This is a genomic window from Amycolatopsis sp. NPDC089917 (assembly GCF_040684635.1).
In the GTDB taxonomy this organism is placed as follows: Bacteria; Actinomycetota; Actinomycetes; order Mycobacteriales; family Pseudonocardiaceae; genus Amycolatopsis.
This window is the reverse complement of record NZ_JBFBGL010000015.1, coordinates 62,510-83,754: the sequence shown is the minus strand read 5'-3', so window position 1 is coordinate 83,754 and position 21,245 is coordinate 62,510. Positions and strand designations below refer to the sequence as shown.

The 21,245-nt window shown below is 68.7% G+C and carries 18 protein-coding genes; 7 read left to right on the top strand and 11 right to left on the bottom strand.

The genetic code is table 11. The annotated features are described in order from the left end of the window. Nucleotides 1-98: 98 nt before the first annotated feature. Nucleotides 99-2,174, bottom strand: a complete 2,076-nt coding sequence (locus tag AB0N89_RS13830) for an acyl-CoA dehydrogenase (protein WP_364204278.1) — start codon at nucleotides 2,172-2,174, stop codon at nucleotides 99-101. 156 nt (nucleotides 2,175-2,330) lie between these two features. Here AB0N89_RS13830 and kstR point away from each other — a divergent pair, with 156 nt between their 5' ends. After that, a complete protein-coding gene (gene kstR, locus AB0N89_RS13825; protein ID WP_364204381.1) occupies nucleotides 2,331-2,978 on the top strand; it encodes a cholesterol catabolism transcriptional regulator KstR in 648 nt (215 codons plus the stop codon). A gap of 83 nt (nucleotides 2,979-3,061) precedes the next feature. On the opposite strand, the gene AB0N89_RS13820 is transcribed toward kstR, so the two are convergent. The 3 genes from AB0N89_RS13820 to icmF are packed head-to-tail and all read right to left on the bottom strand — an operon-like array spanning nucleotide 3,062 to nucleotide 8,173. Next, the gene (locus AB0N89_RS13820) at nucleotides 3,062-4,051 is read right to left on the bottom strand and encodes a TIGR03557 family F420-dependent LLM class oxidoreductase (RefSeq protein WP_364204277.1); all 990 of its coding nucleotides are present in this window, start codon (nucleotides 4,049-4,051) and stop codon (nucleotides 3,062-3,064) included. Continuing rightward, complete coding sequence (locus AB0N89_RS13815) at nucleotides 4,048-4,893, bottom strand: LLM class F420-dependent oxidoreductase (RefSeq protein WP_364204275.1); 846 nt, start codon at nucleotides 4,891-4,893, stop codon at nucleotides 4,048-4,050. Before AB0N89_RS13815 ends, AB0N89_RS13820 begins: the two co-directional genes overlap by 4 nt. Before the next feature lie 43 nt (nucleotides 4,894-4,936). Continuing rightward, the gene (gene icmF, locus AB0N89_RS13810; protein ID WP_364204273.1) at nucleotides 4,937-8,173 is read right to left on the bottom strand and encodes a fused isobutyryl-CoA mutase/GTPase IcmF; all 3,237 of its coding nucleotides are present in this window, start codon (nucleotides 8,171-8,173) and stop codon (nucleotides 4,937-4,939) included. Nucleotides 8,174-8,308: 135 nt separating this feature from the next. Between icmF and AB0N89_RS13805 the strand changes: the two genes are divergently transcribed. From AB0N89_RS13805 to AB0N89_RS13795, 3 genes are all read left to right on the top strand, one after another. Then, nucleotides 8,309-8,647: a metalloregulator ArsR/SmtB family transcription factor gene (locus AB0N89_RS13805; RefSeq protein WP_364204271.1), complete on the top strand. Its 339-nt coding sequence runs from the start codon at nucleotides 8,309-8,311 to the stop codon at nucleotides 8,645-8,647. Next, nucleotides 8,640-9,293: a DUF899 domain-containing protein gene (locus tag AB0N89_RS13800; protein ID WP_364204269.1), complete on the top strand. Its 654-nt coding sequence runs from the start codon at nucleotides 8,640-8,642 to the stop codon at nucleotides 9,291-9,293. Before AB0N89_RS13805 ends, AB0N89_RS13800 begins: the two co-directional genes overlap by 8 nt. 216 nt (nucleotides 9,294-9,509) lie before the next feature. Next, nucleotides 9,510-10,067 carry a dihydrofolate reductase family protein gene (locus AB0N89_RS13795; RefSeq protein ID WP_364204267.1) on the top strand — a complete coding sequence of 186 codons (558 nt, stop codon included), beginning with the start codon at nucleotides 9,510-9,512 and terminating at the stop codon, nucleotides 10,065-10,067. Between the two features lie 36 nt (nucleotides 10,068-10,103). On the opposite strand, the gene AB0N89_RS13790 is transcribed toward AB0N89_RS13795, so the two are convergent. Genes AB0N89_RS13790 through AB0N89_RS13775 form a run of 4 tightly spaced genes read right to left on the bottom strand, consistent with a single transcriptional unit; the run spans nucleotide 10,104 to nucleotide 15,300 of the window. Beyond that, nucleotides 10,104-10,667, bottom strand: a complete 564-nt coding sequence (locus AB0N89_RS13790) for an ATP/GTP-binding protein (protein WP_007033694.1) — start codon at nucleotides 10,665-10,667, stop codon at nucleotides 10,104-10,106. A gap of 28 nt (nucleotides 10,668-10,695) precedes the next feature. Continuing rightward, nucleotides 10,696-11,451 (bottom strand): DUF742 domain-containing protein, encoded by a 756-nt coding sequence (locus tag AB0N89_RS13785; RefSeq protein ID WP_364204265.1) that lies wholly within the window; start codon nucleotides 11,449-11,451, stop codon nucleotides 10,696-10,698. Nucleotides 11,452-11,458: 7 nt separating this feature from the next. After that, nucleotides 11,459-11,911 (bottom strand): roadblock/LC7 domain-containing protein, encoded by a 453-nt coding sequence (locus AB0N89_RS13780; protein WP_364204263.1) that lies wholly within the window; start codon nucleotides 11,909-11,911, stop codon nucleotides 11,459-11,461. After that, nucleotides 11,908-15,300, bottom strand: coding sequence for a nitrate- and nitrite sensing domain-containing protein (locus tag AB0N89_RS13775; RefSeq protein ID WP_364204379.1), 3,393 nt, complete (start codon nucleotides 15,298-15,300; stop codon nucleotides 11,908-11,910). The genes AB0N89_RS13780 and AB0N89_RS13775 overlap by 4 nt, the downstream gene beginning before the upstream one ends. 972 nt (nucleotides 15,301-16,272) lie before the next feature. Here AB0N89_RS13775 and AB0N89_RS13770 point away from each other — a divergent pair. Next, nucleotides 16,273-16,695 (top strand): DUF485 domain-containing protein, encoded by a 423-nt coding sequence (locus AB0N89_RS13770; protein ID WP_364204262.1) that lies wholly within the window; start codon nucleotides 16,273-16,275, stop codon nucleotides 16,693-16,695. Further along, nucleotides 16,692-18,266, top strand: coding sequence for a cation acetate symporter (locus tag AB0N89_RS13765; RefSeq protein ID WP_364204261.1), 1,575 nt, complete (start codon nucleotides 16,692-16,694; stop codon nucleotides 18,264-18,266). Before AB0N89_RS13770 ends, AB0N89_RS13765 begins: the two co-directional genes overlap by 4 nt. Nucleotides 18,267-18,326: 60 nt before the next feature. Here the strand turns inward: AB0N89_RS13765 and AB0N89_RS13760 are convergent, their stop codons facing one another. After that, a complete protein-coding gene (locus AB0N89_RS13760; protein ID WP_364204259.1) occupies nucleotides 18,327-18,896 on the bottom strand; it encodes a TetR/AcrR family transcriptional regulator in 570 nt (189 codons plus the stop codon). 137 nt (nucleotides 18,897-19,033) lie between these two features. Between AB0N89_RS13760 and AB0N89_RS13755 the strand changes: the two genes are divergently transcribed. Continuing rightward, entirely contained in the window at nucleotides 19,034-20,455 is a 1,422-nt protein-coding gene (locus AB0N89_RS13755; RefSeq protein ID WP_364204258.1) for an MFS transporter, read from the top strand. Here the strand turns inward: AB0N89_RS13755 and AB0N89_RS13750 are convergent. Together AB0N89_RS13750 and AB0N89_RS13745 are read right to left on the bottom strand one after the other, a co-directional pair. After that, nucleotides 20,452-20,805 carry a DUF3817 domain-containing protein gene (locus tag AB0N89_RS13750; RefSeq protein WP_364204256.1) on the bottom strand — a complete coding sequence of 118 codons (354 nt, stop codon included), beginning with the start codon at nucleotides 20,803-20,805 and terminating at the stop codon, nucleotides 20,452-20,454. The genes AB0N89_RS13755 and AB0N89_RS13750 overlap by 4 nt on opposite strands. Nucleotides 20,806-20,828: 23 nt before the next feature. Beyond that, entirely contained in the window at nucleotides 20,829-21,200 is a 372-nt protein-coding gene (locus tag AB0N89_RS13745; protein WP_364204254.1) for a hypothetical protein, read from the bottom strand. Nucleotides 21,201-21,245 lie beyond the last annotated feature (45 nt).

The following is a 21,245-nucleotide window of genomic DNA, read 5'->3' as shown; positions in this document are numbered from 1 at the left end:
ACAGTGTCATGAAAGGGTCGTTCAGGACACGAAACGTCTTGAACGACCCTTTCATGACACTCGAAACGGCCGTGACCGGGACCTTCACGACCCGGCGCTCAGGACCGAGGAAGCCCCAGCAGCCGCTCGGCGGTCAGCGAGAGCAGCACCTGCGTCGTGCCGCCCGCGATACTGAGGCACCGCGTGAGCAGGAACTCGTGCTGCGCGGGATCACCGGCCACGAGAGCGTCCTCGCCGAGCGCCTCCAGCGCGAATTCCGCCACCGCCTGCCGGTGCCGGACGCCCAGCAGCTTGCGCACGCTCGACTCCGCGCCCGGGTCCTGACCGTCGAGCCGCCGCAGCGTCGCCCGCAGGTCCAGGACCGAACACGCGCTCCCGTCGGCGATCAGCTCCCCGAGTTTCTCCAGGTCCGCCCCGTCGCCGAGGGTGGCGAGCAGGTTCTCGACACCTTCTCCCACCGCGGACCCGCTCCCGAGAGCGACGCGCTCGTTCGCCAGCGTGGTCCGGGCGAGCCGCCAGCCGCCGTCGATCTCCCCGACCACCATGTCGTCCGGGACGAAGACGTCGTCGAGGAACACCTCGTTGAAGACGGCGTCGCCGGTGATCTCGCGCAGTGGCCGCGTGCTGATCCCGCTCGTGGTCATGTCGACGAGGAAGTAGGTGATCCCCTGGTGTTTCGGCGCGTCCGGGTCGGTGCGCGCCAGGCAGATCGCCCAATCGGCTTCGCGTGCGAGCGAGGTCCACACCTTCTGGCCGGTCAGCAGCCAGCCGCCGTCGGTGCGGCGGGCCGTCGTGCGGAGTGCCGCGAGATCGGAGCCCGCCTCGGGCTCGCTGAACAGCTGGCACCAGGTGATCTCGCCGCGCAGAGTGGGTGCGGCGAACCGTTCGCGCTGGGCCTCGGAGCCGTGTTCCAGCAACGTCGGCACGGCCCAGGCACCGATGACCAGATCCGGGCGGCGGACGCCCGCGCCGGTGAGGGCGGCGTCGATCCGCAGTTGCTCGGCGGCGGTGGCGCCGCGGCCGTACGGCGCGGGCCAATGCGGGGCCAGCAGTCCCGAATCGGCCAGCGCGACCCGCCGTCCCGGCTCCGGCAGAGCGGCGATTTCGCCGACCAGGTCGCGGAGTCCGGCGTCTTCGCCGACTTCGACGCTCAACGTCCGGCGGTCACCCCGCAGCGCGAGTCCGGCGGCGCGGCGGCGCCAGCGGGCGGAACCGCCGAGCCACTGCAGCAGGGCCACGGCGCGGCGCAGGTAGAAGTGCGCGTCGTGCTCCCAGGTGAAGCCGATCCCACCGAGGACCTGGATGCAGTCCTTCGCGTTGGCCACGGCCGCGTCGAGGGCGTAAGCCGCGGCGGTCGCGGCCGCGAGGGCGTGCTGCGCGGGTTCATCGGCGGCCCTCGCCGCGTCCCACGCGAGCGCGTCGGTGGCTTCGGCCCGGCACAGCATTTCCGCGCACAGATGCTTGATCGCCTGGAACGACCCAATGGGACGGCCGAACTGCTCCCGCACCTTCGCGTACTCGACGGCGGTCCGCAGACACCATCGCGCGATCCCGGCGGCTTCGGCGGCACCGAGCGTGGCCGCGTAGGCATCCACTGGCAGAGCGCCGAAAACCGCCTCGGGCCGCGCGCTCGCGCACCGGACGCGGCCGACCGGCCGGGAGACGTCGAACGGTGCGCACTCCTCGATGTCCACTCCGGACGTCCCAGGTGGAACGAGTGCGGAGAGCTCACCGTCGGAGACCAGCAACCACGCCGACGGGTGGACGTCGAGGGCCGGTCCCGACTCGCCGTCGACCGTCGAATCCGTGACGCGGAAGCCTTCGCCGAGCACCACCGCCAGCCGCTCGGTCCCGTCCGCGAGACCGGGCAGGATCTCTTTGGCCGCTTGGGGAACCGTCGCGAGCAACGCGCCGCCCAGCGCCGTCCCGAGCACAGGACCGGGCACCAGCGCTTCGGCCGCTTCGGCGAGCCCGGCGGCCAGATCGGCGACGGTGCCGCCCGCGCCGCCGACGTCTTCGGGAATCGCCACGCCGAACAGGCCGAGGTCCGCCAGCCCTGGCGGCGGCTCGGCGATCCGGCCACTCCGGACGGCCTCGACCGGGTGGGCGGAAGCCGCCCAGGCCCGGATCGACGCGGCCAGCGCCGCCTGTTCCTCGGTGAGCGCGATCGACACGGGTGGGACCTCCTCGTCGGACCTACCCGCGAGTGTAGAACGTGTTACAGTTTCTTGCCCAGTGGGTCACGTCTTGAACAGTTCGTCCGTTTGGGTACGCTACGCGAGGAAAGTGGAACAAGTTACGAAGATCGTTCGATGAAGGGGGACGTGGCGATGCCAGGGAAGGCCAAGGCACCCACGAGCGCGAAGGCGCGAAGCGGCAACGGGCTCTCCGCGCTGGGCGGCGAGGAGCTCGGCTCCGCGGCCCAGCGCGACCGACGGCGCCGCATCATCGACGCGACCCTCACCCTCGCCGCGAAGGGCGGGTACGACGCGGTCCAGATGCGGGCGGTGGCCGAGAAGGCGGACGTCGCGCTCGGCACGCTGTACCGCTACTTCCCGTCGAAGATCCACCTGCTGGTTTCCGGGCTGGCCAGGGAATTCGAACGCGCGCAGGAGAAACTCGACCGCGCGGCCATCCCCGGCGAGACCCCGAGCGAGCGGCTCATGGTCGTCCTCGGCCGCAACACCCGGATGATGCAGCGGGATCCGCACCTCACCGAGGCCATGGTCCGCGCGTTCATGTTCGCCGACACCACCGCGGCCGCCGAGGTCGAGCAGGTCGGGCGGCTGATGGAGAACATGTTCGCCAAGGCCATGGGCATCGAGGACCCGACCGAGGCCGATCGCGACATCTTCCACGTCATCGCCGACGTCTGGATGGCGAACCTGGTCGCCTGGGTGACGCGGCGCGCTTCGGCGGCCGACGTCGCGAACCGGCTGGAACTCTCGGTGCACCTGCTGCTGGACAAGAACGCCTGATCATCCCCGCCTGAACGCTATGAACGGTCCGTTCCTTGCGAATTTTGCAACGAACGGACCGTTCATAGCGCGTGTGGAGCGTGTCAGGCGGTCAGCTTCGGCAGCACGTCCCGGCCGAAGGTCTCGATGAACTCGTCCTGGTTCCGGCCCACGTTGTGGACGTAGATCCGGTTGAAGCCGGCATCGACGTACTTCTGCAGCGCCGCCCGGTGCACGTCCGGGTCGGACGAGACGACCATGCGGCCCTCGAAGTCCTCGCGCCGCACCAGCTTCGCCATCTGCGCGAAGTCGAACGGCGAGCGGATGTCGGCCTTCGGGAACTTCATGCCGCCGTTGGGCCACTGGTCCATCGCGTTGGCCCACGCCGTCTCGTCGTCCTCGGCCCACGACAGGTGCACCTGCAGCAGCTTCGGCATCGAGTCCGGGTCCTTGCCCGCCTTGCGCGCGCCGGTGCCGAAGTTGTCGAGGATGCCCGCCAGCTTCTCGATCGACGCGCCGGGAGTGATCAGCCCGTCCGCGAGTTCACCGGTCTTGCGCGAGGTGTACGGGCCCGCCGACGCGATGTAGATCGGCGGCGGCTCGTCCGGCAGCGTCCACAGCCGCGTCGTGTGCAGCTTGAAGAATTCGCCGCTGTGCTTGACGTCCTTGCCGGTGAACAGCTTCCGGATGATCTCGAGCGCCTCGAACATCCGCCGCACCCGCTCGGGCGCCTCGGGCCAGTAACCGCCGATGATGTGCTCGTTGAGCGCCTCGCCGGAGCCGATGCCGAGCCAGGTCCGGCCCGGGTAGGTCGCCTCCAGCGTCGCCGCGGCCTGCGCGACCATCGACGGGTGCAGCCGGAACGACGGGCAGGTCACGCCCGGCCCGAGGTCGCCGGTGGTGTTCTCCGCCAACGAGGCGAGCACGCTCCACACGAAGGAAGCTTCACCCTGTTGAGGGACCCACGGCTGGAAGTGGTCGGCGGCCATCTGGCCGGAGAACCCGTGTTGTTCGGCCAGCGCGGCCAGCCGGATCGACTCGCGCGGCGAGAACTGCTCCAGCGCCGCGGCCAAGCCGATTTGTACCTCAGTCACGCCTGCTGCCCCTTTCGAAAGCTCTCGGCGACCTTCGCGAAATGGTCGAGTCGTTCCAGTGTCGCCGCTTCGGGCTCGGTCGGCAGGAAGAGTGTGGCCTCGTCGACGCCCCCGTCGACCAGCCTGCCGAGCGCGTCCGCTTCAGGCGTGGCACCGAAGGCCGAGAACTTGACGTCGGTCCGGCCCTGGTCGGCCAGCCACTGGCGCACCCGGCGAAGTTCCTCCGGCGGGGTGTGGGCGTGCGGCAGCCAGCCGTCGCCGTACTTGGCGATCCGCTGCATCGCCTTCTCCCCCGCGCCCCCGATGTAGATCGGCGGATGCGGCTTCTGCACCGGCTTGGGCCAGGCGAAGATCGGGTCGAAGTCGACGAGCTTGCCGTGGAACTCGGCCTCGTCCTTGGTCCAGATCTCCTTCAGCGCGGCGAGCTGCTCGTCGACGAGCGCGCCCCGCGTCCGCGGGTCCGTGCCGTGATTGCGCATTTCCTCCCTGTTCCACCCGACGCCGACGCCGAAGACGAACCGGCCTCGGGAGACCAGGTCCAGCGAAGCGACTTCTTTCGCCGTGTGGATGACGTCACGCTGCTGGAGCAGCGCGACACCCGTGCCCAGCTTCAGGTTCGACGTGGCCCCGGCCGCCGCGGTCAGCGCGACGAACGGGTCCAGCGTCCGGTAGTACACGCGCGGCAGCTCGCCACCGCCCGGGTACGGTGTTTCCCGGCTCACCGGGATGTGCGAATGCTCCGCGATGTGGAGCGAGCTGAATCCGCGTTCTTCGACGGCTGCGGCGAGGACGTCCGGCCTGATGCCTTCATCGGTGATGAAGGTGGCGATTCCGATCTCCATGTCCAGCAACTACCCGGACACGCCCCGCGATATTCCCGCACCGCTAGACGTTGCGGCGGTACTGCCCACCCACCTCGAAGAACGCCTCGGTGATCTGGCCGAGAGAGCACACGCGCGCCGCGTCCATCAGCACGCCGAACAGGTTGCCGCCGCGGGTCGCCGCCTCGCGCAGCGTCTTGAGCGCGACCTGTGCCTCGGCGTGGTGCCGGTGCTGGAAGTCCTCCAGCCGGTTCAGCTGCGACACCTTCTCGTCCTCGGTCGCCCGCGCGAGTTCGACCTCGACGTCGTTCTCGCCGCCGTGCGGGTTGCGGAAGGTGTTGACGCCGATGATCGGGAGCGTGCCGTCGTGCTTCTGGCGTTCGTAGAGGATCGACTCGTCCTGGATCTTGCCTCGCTGATAGCCGGTTTCCATCGCGCCCAGGACGCCGCCGCGCTCGGAGATCCGGTCGAACTCCAGCAGGACGGCCTCTTCGACCAGGTCGGTCAGCTCGTCGATGATGAACGAGCCCTGCAACGGGTTCTCGTTCTTCGACAGGCCCCACTCCTTGTTGATGATCATCTGGATGGCCATCGCCCGGCGCACCGAGCTCTCCGACGGCGTCGTGATCGCCTCGTCGAAGGCGTTGGTGTGCAAGGAGTTCGCGTTGTCGTAGAGCGCGCACAGCGCCTGCAGCGTGGTGCGGATGTCGTTGAAGCTCATCTCCTGCGCGTGCAGCGACCGGCCGGAGGTCTGCACGTGGTACTTGAGCTTCTGCGAGCGGTCGTTGGCGCCGTAGCGCTCCCGCATCGCGACCGCCCAGATCCGGCGCGCGACCCGGCCCAGCACCGAGTACTCGGCGTCCATGCCGTTGGAGAAGAAGAACGACAGGTTCGGCGCGAAGTCGTCGATGTTCATCCCGCGCGCGAGGTAGCTCTCGACGTAGGTGAACCCGTTCGACAGGGTGAACGCGAGCTGCGAGATCGGGTTCGCCCCGGCCTCGGCGATGTGATAGCCGGAGATCGACACCGAGTAGAAGTTCCGGACGCCGTGGTCGATGAACCATTCCTGGATGTCGGCCATCATCCGCAGGCTGAACTCGGTGGAGAAGATGCAGGTGTTCTGCCCCTGGTCCTCCTTGAGGATATCCGCCTGCACGGTGCCGCGGACGTTGCGCAGCGCCCACTCGCGCAGTTCGGCGGCCTCGGTTTCGGACGGCTCGCGGCCGTGCTCGGCCTTGAACGCCTCCACGCGCTGATCGATCGCGGTGTTGAGGAAGAACGCGAGGATCGTCGGCGCCGGGCCGTTGATCGTCATCGACACCGACGTGCTCGGCGACGTCAGGTCGAAGCCGTCGTAGAGCACCTCCATATCCTCCAGGGTCGCGATGGAGACGCCGGAGGTGCCGACCTTGCCGTAGATGTCGGGGCGGGTGTGCGGGTCGTGCCCGTAGAGAGTCACGGAGTCGAAGGCGGTCGAAAGCCGCTTCGCGTCGGAGTCGGCTGAAAGGAGCTTGAACCGCTTGTTGGTGCGGAAGGGGTCGCCCTCGCCGGCGAACATGCGCGCCGGGTCCTCACCCTCGCGCTTGAACGGGAAAACACCGGCGGTGTAAGGGAAGTATCCGGGCAGGTGCTCGCGGCGCAGGAACGAAAGCAGTTCGCCGGACTCGGTGTAGCGCGGCAGCGCCACGCGCGGGATCCGGTTGCCGGACAGCGTGTCGCGCCAGAGCTGGGTGTGCAGTTCCTTGTCCCGGATCTTCACGACCAGTTCGTCGGCGCGGTAGGACTCCGCGAGTTCCTGGAACCGGGCGAGCAGATTTGTCGACTCACCGTCCACATCGGATTCGGCGGCGGCCAGGAGCCCGTCGAGCGCGTCGGTGCTCGCGTCGACGGCGGCCAGCGCTTCCTTGGCGACGGCGAGGTGTTCGCGCTTGCGGAGCGCGGCGACCTGCTGCTCGGTCTTGGTGTGGTAGCCGCGGACGGTGTCGGAGATCTCGGCGAGGTAGCGCGTCCGGTTGGCCGGGATGATCGTGCTGGCGTCGGTCGAGACCTTGCCGTCGACCTTCGGGAGCACGCCGGGCGAGACGGTCAGGCCGCGCTCGGCGAGGGTGTCGCGCAGGTGCTGATACAGCGCGGTGACACCGTCGTCGTTGAACTTCGCGGCGCTGGTGCCGTAGACCGGCATGTCCTCGGGCGAGGAGCTGAACGCCTCACGGTTGCGGACGAGCTGGCGCGCGACGTCGCGGCGGGCGTCTTCGGCGCCACGGCGCTCGAACTTGTTGATGGCGACGGCGTCGGCGAAGTCGAGCATGTCGATCTTCTCCAGTTGCGACGCGGCGCCGAACTCCGGCGTCATGACGTACAGCGACTGGTCCACGTAGTCGACGATGCCGGCGTCGCCCTGGCCGATACCCGGCGTCTCGACGATCACGAGGTCGAAGCCCGCGGCCTTGCAGGCGAGGATCGACTCGGAGAGCCCGGTGGGGATCTCGCCGCTGGTGGTGCGGGTGGCGAGCGAGCGGAAGTAGACCGGGCTGCCGTCGAGGCAGTTCATCCGGATGCGGTCGCCGAGCAGCGCTCCCCCGCCCTTGCGGCGTGACGGGTCGACGGCGAGCACGGCGATGCGGAGCTTGTCCTCCTGGTCCAGCCGGAACCGGCGGATCAGCTCGTCGGTGAGCGACGACTTGCCCGAACCACCCGTCCCGGTGATGCCGAGGACCGGCACGGTGCGCGACTTGGCGGTCTCGGCGATCTTGTCGAGCCAGTCCTGCGGCAGGGCTTCACGCTGAAGCTGCGTGATGACGCGGGAGAGCGCCGGGATGTCACCGGAGAGCAGCTTGTCGGCCGAATCCGGCGGCTGTGTGGTCAGGTCCGAGTCGCAGGCCTTGATCATCATGTTGATCATGCCCGGGAGGCCCATCTCGTAGCCGTCCTCGGGCGAGAAGATCCGCGCGACCCCCCGCGAGTGCAGCAGGTCGATCTCCTCGCGGACGATGACGCCGCCACCACCGCCGAACACCTTGATGTGCCCCGCGCCGCGTTCGTTGAGCAGCTCGACCAGATAGCTGAAGTACTCGACGTGCCCGCCCTGGTAGGCGCTGATGGCCACGCCCTGGACGTCCTCGGCGATGGCCGCGGTCGCGACCTCGTCGACCGACCGGTTGTGCCCGAGGTGCACCACCTCCGCGCCCTGCGACTGCAGGATGCGCCGCATGATGTTGATGGACGCGTCGTGCCCGTCGAAGAGGCTCGACGCCGTCACGAAGCGAACGGGGTTCACGGGCCGGTACAGGTCGCTGCTCATCCCTCCAAAATACTTGGACTTCCTACTGTTTTAAACCCATCCACTCGCGTGACGGCGCTCTCACTCGTTCTTGACAGATCAACTCGCACCAGTATATTCAACTCAAAGGTTAAACAACCGATCGATTGAGCAGCGATGACCACTGATCAGCTCAGCGCCACGTTCGCCGCCTTGGCGGACCCCACCCGGCGGGCGATCCTCGCTCGTCTGTCCACGGGCGAGGCCAGCGTCAACGAGCTGGCCGAGCCCTTTCCGGTCAGCCTCCAGGCCATCTCCAAACACCTGAAAGTCCTCGAACGCGCGGGCTTGATCAGCCGGAGCCGCACGGCGCAATGGCGGCCCTGCCGGCTGGAGGCCGCCCCGCTCGGCGAGATCTCCGACTGGGTCGAGCGCTACCGGCACTTCTGGGAAGGCGGCTTCGACCGGATGGAACGGCACCTGGCCGAGCTGCGGAAAGGCGACAAAGATGACTGAGACCACCACCCTGCCGGACATCGTCTCGCGGAAAGACTGGCAGGTCGCGCGGGAAGCGCTGCTGGCCAAGGAAAAGGAGCTCACGCGGGCCGCGGACGCGATCGCCGCCGAACGGCGACGGCTGCCGATGGTCCGCTTCGACGGCACGTACGAGTTCGAGGGTCCCCAGGGCCGGGTCACGCTGCTCGACCTGTTCGAGGGACGACGTCAGCTGATCGTCTATCACTTCATGCTCGCCCCCGGGCAGAAGGCGGGCTGCCCCGGCTGCTCGTTCCTGGTGGACAACATCGGCCATCCGGCCCACCTGCACGCTCGCGACACGACGCTGTACGTGGTCGCGCCGGCGACGTTGCCGGAGATCGAGCGATACAAGGAGCGGATGGGCTGGACCGTCCCGTTCGTCTCCACCCTCGGCGACTTCAACCCGGACTGCGGCGTCGACGGCGGGTTCGGGGTCAGCGTCTTCCTGCGCGACGGCGACGACGTGTTCCGCACCTACTTCACCACGAACCGCGGCGGGGACCAGCTGATCGGGACGCTGCGCTACCTGGACCTGACGCCGCTCGGACGGCAGGAGGCCTGGGAGGAGTCCAGTCGAGGGACCGACGGCCCTGGCCATTGGTGGAAGCGGCACGACGAGTACTGAGCCCGACCCGCCCACGCCCGGACGCAAGTCCGTGAAGGCCTCCTTGAGGGACTCTGGGTCCCTCAAGGAGGCCTTCACGGAACGCTGTGCCGTCTACCCCGGACGCAATTAGTCCTCTGGATGCGGTCGAGGCGTGTCGAGAACCGCGAGACCGCTCCGACCCCTCGGTGTCCGGCGCCCGGAAGGCGGGCGCCGGACACCGAGAGGGAGCACACCGTGCGCAAGCTCGTCTACTTCGTCCACACCTCGATCGACGGCCGCATCGAGGGCCCGAACGGCGAGTTCGACTGGCCCGAGATGGGTCCCGAGCTGTCCGGCCACTCCAAAGAACTGGCCGGCCGCTCCGACACCTTCGTCTACGGGCGGCGCGTCTGGGACATGATGTCGTCGTTCTGGCCGGAGGCCGAGAAGAAGTCGACCCACCCCCACGTCCTGGATTTCGCGCCGATCTGGCGGAAGACGCCGAAGATCGTCTTCTCCCGGACGCTGGAGAAGGCGGACTGGGACACCGAGGTCATCGGCGGCGACATCACCGAAGGCATGGCCGAACTCAAGGCCAGGCCCGGCAAGGATCTGCTGCTCACGGGCGGGACCGAACTGGCGACCGCGCTCGCCGCCCACGGTCTGGTCGACGAAGTCCACGTCGTCGTCCATCCGGTCGTGCTCGGCGGCGGGAAGCAGGTGCTCGCGGGCGGCGTCCGCGCGAACCTGCGTTTGACCGGCACCCGCACCATGGACGGGCGCGCGGTCCTGCTGACCTACGAAGTGGGGTGAGACCGGGCGGCAGCCCCTACGCTGCCGCCGTCGGGATCACCTCGCGTTGCTCGCGCGCAACGCGATCCACTGCCGCATCGCGTACTCGACCAGCGTGATCAGCGTCTGCTTGGTCGACTCCCGCTCCCGCGCGTCACAGCGGACGATCGGGATGTTGGGGTCGATCGACAGCGCTTCACGCACGTCGTTGATGTCGTGTTCGAGGATGCCGTCGAAGGTGTTCACCCCGACGATGTAGGGCAGGCCCCGGTCCTCGAAGAAGTCGATCGGCGCGAACGAATCGGCCAGCCGCCGTGTGTCGGCCAGCACCACGGCGCCGATCGCGCCGCGGACGAGGTCGTCCCACATGAACCAGAACCGCTGCTGCCCGGGCGTGCCGAACAGGTAGAGGATCAGGTCCGCGTCCAGGGACACCCGGCCGAAGTCCATCGCGACCGTGGTCGTCGACTTGTTGGGCGTCTGGTCGAGGTTGTCGATCCCCCGACTGGCGTCGGTCATCATCGCCTCGGTGGTGAGCGGGACGATCTCCGACACCGACCCGACGAAGGTCGTCTTGCCCGCACCGAAGCCACCCGCCACGACGATCTTCGCGGATGTCATGGTCGGGGGCGCGGTGTCCCGCGGTGCCTTAAAGCCGACGGAGTCCACTCAAAACCCTTTCCATCAACACCAGATGTGCCTCGGCGCCGTCATTGCCCGAAATCGTCTTGTGCACGCTGACCAGCCCCGCGTCCGCCGCGTCGCTGATCAGCACGCGTGCCACACCCAGCGGTACGCGCAGGGTCGCCGCGATCTCGGCGACCGAACGCGGGGTGCGGCACTCCTCGATGATCGAAATGCATTCGATCTGGTCCGAGGCCACCGCCGGAAGGCTACCCGCGGCGACGTGGTCCTTGGTGGAGATGAGGGTCTCCAGCTCGAGAGCGTAGTTCGCCTTGGTCCGGCCGCCCGTGAGGGCATAGGGACGGACGATCGCCGTCTCTTCGAGCGGCGAAGGCGCCTGCTCGAAAACGGCGGGCATGATGAACTCGCCACTGGGTGGACCCGGGTCGAAAAGACCACCTGGTCTCGGCCCGACGGCGCCTGCGCCGCTGTCGGGTGGAGAGGCAAGTGAGGTCACGCGGTCTCCTTGATCGGTCGGCTGCGGGACTGCCGATTCCCCGGCGGCGTGTGCTCCGCCTGCCTGGGGAACAGGGGCATCTTCGGACTGCTTGTTCTTCTTGCGCTTCCGACGACCACGGCCCGAATCCAGGGTGAAGCCGTTCAGGACGTCGGCGAAGGTGCCGTCGTCCCGTGAACCGGCAGCATGAGCGGCCCCCGGGTACGGAGGCTGGTGTTCACCCGTCCCCGGCGGTTCGCCGAAGGATCCGGATCCGGTGCTCATCGGGACATCATCCCACCGGTTCGCCGATCAGCGACCCACCGGAGCCCTGCAATTGTGCACGGAGTTCCGGAGTGAGGATCTGACCGACGCGGTCGACGAGCATCGTCATCTCGTAGGCGACCTGACCGATGTCGCAGTTCGGGGCGGCGAGGATGGCCAGGCAGGAGCCGTCGCTGATGGACATCAGCACCATGATGCCGAGTTCCATCTCGACGACGGTCTCGTTGACCGCGCCCGCTTCGAAGCAGCGCGCGGCGCCCTGGGTCAGGCTCACCAGGCCGGACGCGACGGCGGCCAGCTGGTCGGCGCGGTCCAGCGGGAGCCTGCTGGACGCGGTGAGCAGGAGGCCGTCCGCCGACACGACCACGGCGTGCGCCACTCCGGGTACCCGCTCGGCGAAGTCATTGACCAGCCACCCGAACTGGTTCTGCTGGGGCTGGGCCGGGTTCGGCGAGGTCATTCACCCTCCAGGGTTTCGTGGTTGCCTTCGGTCGCCTGGGCTGTGTGGTGCCGTCCGCGCTGGATGCCCTGCTGGAAGCTGCTCAGGCGGCCGCGCACGTCGTGCGCGTCTCGCTGTGGTCGGGGGGTGACCGCCCCGGCGGGGGGTCCCGCGCTGCCCGGGAGCAGTTGCTCCCCGCGACGGCGCCGGGGTAATCCTGCCGAAGTCATCCTCGAGGGCACAGACTGGGACACCGCTTGGGCGGCTTTCCAGCCTTCGTCGGAGCCGAAGTTCCAGGCATCGGTCTCCTCGACAGCGGTGACCGGTTCCGGTTCCGGGGGCGCTGCCTGCGGTTTCTTGTCGGGTTTCCGGCTCGGCAACGCGGCGGGCGACGCCGAGGGCCGCGCGGCCGTCTCCGGAGTCTCGACCGCCTTCACGGCCTCGGGCGCCGGAGCGGTGTCCGGCCGGGGAGCCGGAGCCGCCTTGTCCGCGGCTTCCTTGCGGCCCCTCTTGACGCCCTGCTGGAAGCTGCTCAGCCTGCCGCGCACGTTCGCCGGGTCGCGGACCGGCAGATCCGACTTGGCGGCGGGCTCGGCGGCCGGGACCGACGACGACGCGCTGCCCGGCAGCAGCTGCTCACCCTTGCGACGGCGCGGCAACCCGGCCTGGGTGAACGTCGACGGCGCGTGCTGGGAAACCTCCTGCACCGTGCGGAAGGCCTTGTCACTGGCGAAGTCCCAGTTGCGGGCTTCCTGCTCGGCGGTGGCACCGGCTTCGGTGGCCGGCTCGGCCGCCTTCTCCTCTTCGGGCTCCTTCGTTCCCGGCTTCTCCTTCTTGACCGCGGGTGTGGCCGCGGGCTTTTCCGGAGCGGGCGCGGGCGAACGGAACCACGCCGAGAGCATCTCGTCGAAGATCGGCGTCGTCTCCGGAGCGGTGGGCACCGGGGCGGCGGCCGGGGGCGGCGTGGTCGCCTGGTTCCACCACTCGCTCAGCGTGGTGCTGTTCTTGGCTTCGAACAGTTCCTTGCCGCTGGGCAGTTCGTCTTCCGGCGTGGCGGGCTTCGCCGTCTCCTTGGCGACCGGCTCGGGCTCGGCGGCGGGCTCCGGCTCGGGCCGGCGCGGCTGCGGCGCCGGCGGCTGCGCGGGAGGCGGTGTCGCGTCGTCCTTGGGGATCGGGCTGAACAGCGCCGTTCCCGAGATCTCCACAGTGGACGGAGGCCGCGGCTCCCGGGTCTGGCCGTGCCCGTTCACACCGGGTTTGGTGTGCCCGGCCAGATCGTTGGCCGACGGCCACCGCTCGCCGCCCTGCGGCGGGACACTCGGCACTCCCGGCCGCGAACCGTTCGTCGCGGGACGCTGGCGGCGGGGCAGGCTGCCCGCCTGCTGCGGCGGCAGCGGCGCGAGGCGCTGGGTGATCGGGCCGGTGGCGGGACCGGGGTCTCCCCCGGCGGGCACCATCACGAGGTCCGCCGGGACCGAGACGGTGGCGCGGACACCGACGATGTCCTTGCCGCCGTGCAGCGAGACGACGATGCGGTGCCTGCTGGCCAGCCGTCCGACCACGAACAGGCCCATCCGGCGCGAGGTGGTCAGGTCGACGTTGGGGGCCTCGGTGAGCCGGGCGTTGGCCTCGGCGACCTCGGCCTCGTTCATGCCGATGCCCTTGTCGAGGATGTCGATGCCGAACGAGCCGTCCTCGACGAGCCGCGTCGCGACGGTCACCTGGGTTTCGGGCGCGGAGAACGCGGTCGCGTTGTCCAGCAGTTCGGCGATCAGGCGCATCAGGTCGTTGGCGGCGTACCCGACCAGCCGCACCGGCGGCGGGTTCTGCACGGTGACCCGCTGGTACTGCTCGATCTCGGACACCGCCGCGCGCACCACGTCGGTGGCGGAGACCGGCTGGCCGGACCGCCTGCCGGGCTCGGCGCCGGAGAGGACCATCAGGTTCTCGTTGTTGCGGCGCATGCGGGTGGCGAGGTGGTCGAGCTGGAACAGCGTGGCGAGCTGGTCGGCGTCCTCTTCGTCCCGCTCCAGCCGCTCGATCAGCTGAAGCTGCCGCTGCACGAGGCTCTGGCTGCGGCGGGAGAGGTTGACGAACACGTTGCTGTAGCCGGTGCGCATCGAGGCCTGCTCGGTGGCCAGGCGCAACGCCTGGTGGTGCACCTTGTCGAAGGCCCTGGCGACCTCGCCGACCTCGTCGTCGCTGCCGACCGGGACCGGCTGGACGTCGGTGCCCTGCGAGCGGCCCTCCTGGATGTTGCGGACGGCGTCGGGCAGCTGTTTCTCGGCGACGTCGAGAGCGCTGGCGCGCAGCACTTTCAGCGAGCGCAGCAACTGGCGGGTGATGAGGAAGACGACCGCGACGGCGAGCACCATCGCGCCGAACAGCAGGACCGCGAGCAGACCCGCGCCGCTGCTGGCGTCGTCGACCAGTTCGGCCGACACCGCGCTCGTCTCGCCGCCGAACTTGTTCGCGACCTCGCCGACCTTGGTGATGACGGCGTTCGAGGCGTCGGTCCAGCCCTGCGCGGACAGCGTGCGGAAGGCCTGCGTGGACGGGGTGCCCTGTTCGCCGAGGGCGGTTTTCGCCAGCCTGTCACGGTTTTCCATCGCGCTGTCGGTGACGGCGGCGGCGAACTCCTGGCGCTGCTGGTCCGAAGCGGCGGCCTTGAAGTCGGTGAAGCGGTCGGACAGCCGCAGTTCGGCGGTGCGCAGCTGGTCGAGCTCGCTCGGCGCGAGGCTCGTCCGCGAGATGCCGAAGGAGACCAGTGCCTGGCTCAGCGAAAGCTGTTCCTTCATCACGGCGAGGTCGTGCAGCGCCGCGGGCGTGCCGCCGAGGACGTTTTCACTGGCACCGGCGGACAACGCGGTGTCGAGGGCGAGCAGCGCGGTGGTGATGTCGGTGTATTCGCCGATCGACTGGATGGGGTCGAGCTGCCCGGCGGAGGCCCGCTGCCGGATGCCGGCCAGCTTGTCCAGCTGGGTCGCCGCGGCGTCCCGCGCCTGGCGGAGCGACGGTTCGTTCTCGACGGCCCTGGACGCGGCGGCCCCGTACAGCGGGATGGCGGTGTCGACGTCGGCGCGGGCCGAGCCGAGTTCGAGGGTCCCGCCGACGGTGCCCGCGGTCAGCCCGGCGGCGGACTGGGTGCGTTCGCGGCCGAGCCCGTCGGCGAGGGTGCGGATCTGCCCGCTCAGCGCGACGAGCCGGTCCAGCCGCTGGTAGTCGTCGGAACGGCCGACCTGGCCGGCGATGGTGGCGATGCCCAGCGCGAGCGCGATGAGGATCGGCACCAGCGTCACCGCCGACAGCTTCACCGGCAGGCTCCAGTCCCGCCAGCGCACGAGCGCACGCCAGCCGGTGGCCCATCGAGATGGCCGGGGAGTGCGTCCCAGCAGCTCCCCGACCGGCACTTGGCCTTCTCCTGCAACGGTCACGTAGGTGACTCCCTGTCCGGCGTCCTGGCACGGTCTGAGGCGTCCGTTCCCGCGAGGTACCTGCCTGCGGAGAACTCGGCCCCGGTCTGATCACGTGATCGATCGCGACGCGAGGGACCTGGTCCGGCGATCCGTGTGTCCCCAGGAACAACGGTCCGCGTCGGAAGGTCGTGCACCTGCACATGCAGGTCGCAACCTGCGAAGTGCAAGGTCATCGAGATCAACTTTTCTTTGCCAATCGATCACTGCTGGTCAGCCGGGCCAAAGAATCGTACACCAATCCGGGTGCCGTCAATTCTGTTCGGTGCACGGGCGCTGACCTGGGAAAAGTGCGCACCCGAACGACGTACAAGGCCCGAAATCCGTCTTCGCGTCACAAACGAGGGAATTCCGGTTACAAGTTGCGCCGATACACAGGGTGCCCTCATCACCCGATCAGCCTACGTACGGTAGCCACGTCGCCCGGTCGAACTACTGTCCGTGCCCCCAACGGGTGGGTCAAGCCCAAATATGTGCCCGATGTTGTGGCCTTGCCGTTCGAGACGTCAGGTTGTCGCCCGACACGGTGATTTCTTTCAGGACACCCGGTGAACCGGGGGATCTTCCCCGGTCCGGGATGGCGGGCACCGTATCGAAGCGCGCCGGCGCCGGGAAGCGAAACTACGATCTGTCACCGAAACGAGGGACGCAGCGTGGTCATGGTCCATCGTTTGCCGCAGTGGGCCGATCGGGCGACGACCCCGCGTGACAATCCGCCTCACTATTACGAGTGAGAAAGCCGGATCATTTCGGCCGAAACGAATTCCGGGAACACTATTCCGAGGCGAAAGCGAATACCGGCTCCCACTGTCGTGGAAGCGGGGTCGCCTATTCAGAGCGCGTGAAGCCGTAGTTAGTATGTGCGCTCCCGTACCGCGCCACGGATGCAAGCAAGCCCCGGAGGAACCCATGCCCGACGTCGCGCGTCCTTACGCGGCGAGCAACGCCCTGGAAGACACCGGGCAGATGCCCGCGTTGTTCGTCCGCGAGCGCCAGCCCGCTCCCCCGCAACCGCGCAACACCGGCCCGGACTTCGACCGGATCCAGCACGGCAAGGAATTCGTCTCGCTGCGCAAGACCTTCCGGCGGTTCGTGTTCCCGATGAGCCTGCTGTTCTTCACCTGGTACATGACGTTCGTGCTGCTGGCGGCCTACGCCCACGACTTCATGAGCCGCCGGGTGTGGGGCGAGGTCAACGTCGGCATCCTGCTCGGCCTCGGCCAGTTCGCCAGCACGATCCTGATCACGATCGCCTATCTCCGCTTCGCCCGGAAACGGCTCGACCCCAAGGTCGAACAGTTGCGCGCCTCGGTCGGGGCGGGTGAGCGATGAGCATCCCCGACAACAACCCGGTCCTGAACATCGCGGTGTTCGCGCTGTTCGTCGCGATCACCCTCTATGTGGTGTATCGCGCCAGTACGCGCAATTCGTCCACTTCGGACTACTACGCGGCGGGAAGCGCCTTCACCGGACGCCAGAACGGAATCGCGCTTTCGGGTGACTTCCTCTCGGCGGCGTCGTTCCTCGGTATCGCCGGAGCGATCGCGATCCACGGCTACGACGGCTTCCTGTACTCGATCGGGTTCCTCGTCGCCTGGATGGTGGACCTGCTGCTGATCGCCGAACTGCTGCGCAACACCGGCCGGTTCACCATGGGCGACGTGCTGAGCTTCCGGATGAAGCAGCGCCCGGTCCGCGCCGCGGCCGCGACGTCGACCCTGGTGATCTCCTTCTTCTACATGCTCGCGCAGATGGCGGGCGCCGGCGGTCTGGTGGCCCTGCTGCTGGACATCCACGGCGGCATCGGCCAGGCGCTGGTGATCGGCGTCGTCGGCGTCGTCATGGTGCTGTACGTGCTGGTCGGCGGGATGAAGGGCACCACGTGGGTGCAGATCATCAAGGCGACCATCCTGCTGCTGACCGGCGCGCTGATCACCGTGTTCCTGTTCGGCAAGTTCGGTTTCAGTTTCTCGAACCTGCTCTCGGCCGCCGCCGACAACAGCCCGCTCGGCGACGAACTGCTGGAGCCGGGCGGCTCGTACGGCAAGAGCGAGGTCACCAAACTCGACTTCGTCTCGCTGGCACTCGCACTGGTCCTCGGCGCAGCCGCGCTCCCGCACGTGCTGATGCGCTTCTACACGGTGCCGAACTCGCGCGAGGCGCGGCGTTCGGTGGTGTGGGCGACCGCGTGCATGACCGTCTTCTATCTCTGCACCCTGGTCATCGGCTTCGGCGCGGCCGCGCTGGTCGGCCCGGAGACGATCAAGAACGCGCCGGGCGGGGAGAACTCGGCGGCGCCGCTGCTCGCGTTGAACATCGGCGGCACCCTGCTGCTCGGCATCGTCTCGGCGGTGGCGTTCGCGACCATCCTCGCCGTCGTCGCCGGGCTGACGATCACCGCTTCGGCCTCGTTCGCGCACGACGTCTACGCCAACATCTTCAAACGCGGCAAGGCGGAACCGGCCTCGGAGGTCCGGGTCGCCCGGCTGACGGCGGTCGCCGTCGGGGCGCTCGCGATCGTGGGCGGCATCCTCGCGAACGGGCAGAACATCGCGTTCCTGGTGGCGCTGGCGTTCGCGGTCGCGGCGTCGGCGAACCTCTCGACGCTGCTGTACTCCCTGTTCTGGAAGCGCTTCAACACCACCGGCACGCTGTGGGGCATCTACGGCGGGCTGATCGCGAGCCTGGTGCTCGTGTTCTTCTCGCCGGTGATGTCCGGGGCCGCGGACTCGATCGTCAAGAGCGTCGACTTCCACTGGTTCCCGCTGAAGAACCCGGGCCTGGTGTCGATCCCGTTCTCGTTCCTGTGCGGGTTCGTGGGCACCTTCGTCGGCCGGTCGAAGGCCGATCCGGTCAAGCACGCGGAGATGGAGGTCCGGTCCCTGACCGGGATCGGCTCCTGACCCCACGCTCAAATGTCATGAAAGGGTCGTTCCTGACGTTTTTCGTCAGGAACGACCCTTTCATGACACTCGGAGGCCGTCCAGCACGATCGCCAGGAGCCGCTTCGTGTCTTCCCCCGACGCCTTGCTCGCGGCCGAACCCAGCCCGTGCCCCAGCCGCAGGATGTCGGTGCCGGTGACGTCGGCCCGGATCACGCCTTCGTCCTGAGCCGCCTTCACGATCGTGTCGGACGCGGCCCGCAGCCGTGACTGGCACCAGCCGAAGACCTCGGAGCCGGCGTCGACGGACGCCTTCAGCGTCATCGCGAGCCCGTGCTTCTCGACCACGTAGACGACGTGCGTCGCCAGCCACGTTTCGAGGGCCTCCCCGGGCGGCAGCTCTTCGAGCAGGTCGTAGGCCTGCTGCGCCAGTCCGTCGATCTCGTCGCGGTAGACGGCCTCGATCAGCTTGTCGCGCGTCGGGAAGTGCCGGTACAACGTGCCCGCGCCGACTCCGGCGCGTTTGGCGATGTCGTCGGCGGGCACGTCCACGCCGTCGGCGGTGAACGCCTCCTTCGCCACGGCCACGATGCGCTCGTAGTTGCGCCGCGCGTCCGCACGCATGGGGCGGGCCGGATCGGCCGTGACCATCTGCACCTCCTCGGGCGACGAAAACGGAGACGTTCTCCGAATTCACTTGCGTAAGCGGAGAGTCTCTCCATATCATCGCTCACGACCTCAAGCGGAGAGTCTCTCCGCTTCATCTCGTTACGTCTTTGGAGTATTCCTTGACCGAACGAACCCTGCGTGCCGAGCCTAGGCCGGAGACGGCCGCGGCCCCACCACCTCCACACCGGCTGGTCCTCCCGATCGTCCTGACCTGCCAGCTCATGCTCATCCTCGACGCGACGGTGATGAACGTCGCGCTCCCCCGCATCCAGTCCGATCTCGGCTTCAGCGACACCGGCCTGTCCTGGGTGATGACGGCGTACAGCCTCGTCTTCGGCGGTTTGCTGCTGCTCGGAGGACGGGCGGGCGACCTGTTCGGCCGACGCCGGATGTTCGTCGTCGGCGCGGCGGTCTTCACCGCCGCTTCCCTGCTCGGCGGCCTCGCGGGCTCGGCGGAGACGCTGATCGCGGCCCGCGTCGCGCAAGGTGTCGGCGCCGCACTCGCCGGTCCGAGCACCTTGGCCCTGATCACCAGCACGTTCACCGAGGCCAAGGCCAGGGTGCGCGCGCTGGCGCTGTTCTCGGCGATGTCCAGCGGCGGTTTCGCGATCGGCCTGCTGCTCGGCGGGCTGCTGACCGAATGGATCTCCTGGCGCGCGGCGCTGTACATCAACGTCCCGTTCGGGCTCGCGATCGTCCTGCTCACCCCGAGGTACGTCGCCGATCCGCCGCGCCGTCGCGCCCGGCTGGACCTGCCCGGCGCGGTCACCGGCACCTTCGGCGTCGGCTCGCTCGTGTTCGCCTTCACCCACGCCGCCTCCGACGGCTGGGGCGACACGATCACCCTCGGCGCCCTCGCCGCCGGTCTGGCGCTGCTGACCGCGTTCGTCACCATCGAGCGCAGGGTGAGCGAGCCGTTGATCCCGTTGCGCCTGTTCGCCGAACGCGACCGGGCGGCGGCCTACGTCAACTTCTTCCTCGGGCCGATGGCGATGATGTCGATGTTCTTCTTCCTGACCCAGTTCCTGCAGGACATCGTGGGATTCGCCGCGCTGGAGACCGGTTTCGCGTTCCTGCCGATGGCGGTCTGCATGTTCGGGCTCAGCAGGCTGATCCCGAAGCTGCTCCCCCGCTTCGGGCCGAAACCGCTCGCCCTGACCGGGACCGCGCTGATGACCGGCGGGGTCGCCTGGCTGACCACGCTCACCACGGACAGCGGGTACTTCTCGCATCTGCTCGGGCCGATGCTGCTGATGGGGATCGGCGCGGGACTGGCGTTCTCCCCGCTGAGCGTGATCATCATGGCGACGGTGCCCACCGACGACGCGGGTGCCGCGGGCGGCGCGCTGCAGACGTTGCAGCAGGTCGGGGCGACACTGGGGCTGGCCATCCTGATCACCGTGTTCGGCACGGTGACGCGGACGCCGTCGGGGAGCCCCGCGGAGACCACCGTCGACGGGATGACCGCGGCGTTCACCGCGGCCGCCGTGGTGACGGCGTTGTCGTTCCTGGTGGCCACGACCTTCCGGCGTCGCGCTTAGAGCTTCGCGCCCGCGTGGACCTTGTGCGTGACCTTGCGCTCCATCACGAACGAGAAGAACGGGACACACCCGGCGATCAGCACGAGAAGGGTGCCCTTCATCGACCAGCGGGCCTTGATCGCGAGGTCGACCGCGAGCAGCAGGTAGATCAGGTAGAGCCCGCCGTGGACCATGGGGATCATCTTGACGAACTGGGGAAGTTCCACGCGGAAGACGTACTGCAGCAGCATCTCGACGACCAGCCCGAGCAGGGCCACACCGGTGGCGTACGCCGCGACGCGGAACCGGATCAGCGGTCCGCCCAGCGAGACCGGGCGGGCCGGGGCGGCGTCGTCAGTTCGGGTGGTCATAGGGTCTCGAACCTCTCTGGGGACTACTTGTCGCGGGCGTTGAGTTCGCGCAGGTACCGGTTGTAGGCGGCGAGCTCGTCGTCCTCGGGCGGCTGCGGTGCCGGGGCGCGCCGCAGCCGGGGAGCCGGCACCTCGGGGACGGCGGTCTCGGCCGTGATCTCCTGGGCGTCGGCCTCGGCGGCGCGGCGGCGGAGTTTGCGGATGCGCCAGAACATGAACGCGGGGAACAGCCCGAACAGCGGCCACTGCAGGACGTACCCGAGATTCTGGAAGGTCCCGCTGGCCGAGGAGAACCGTTCCCACTGCCACCAGGCCAGCCCGCAGCACAGCGCCAGGCTCACCAGGCAGACGCCGGCGATGCCGAGACGGCGCAGGGTGACGGACGATGCGGGCACGCATCGACGCTAGCACTGGGCGCGCGGCGAAAGTTCGGCGACCGG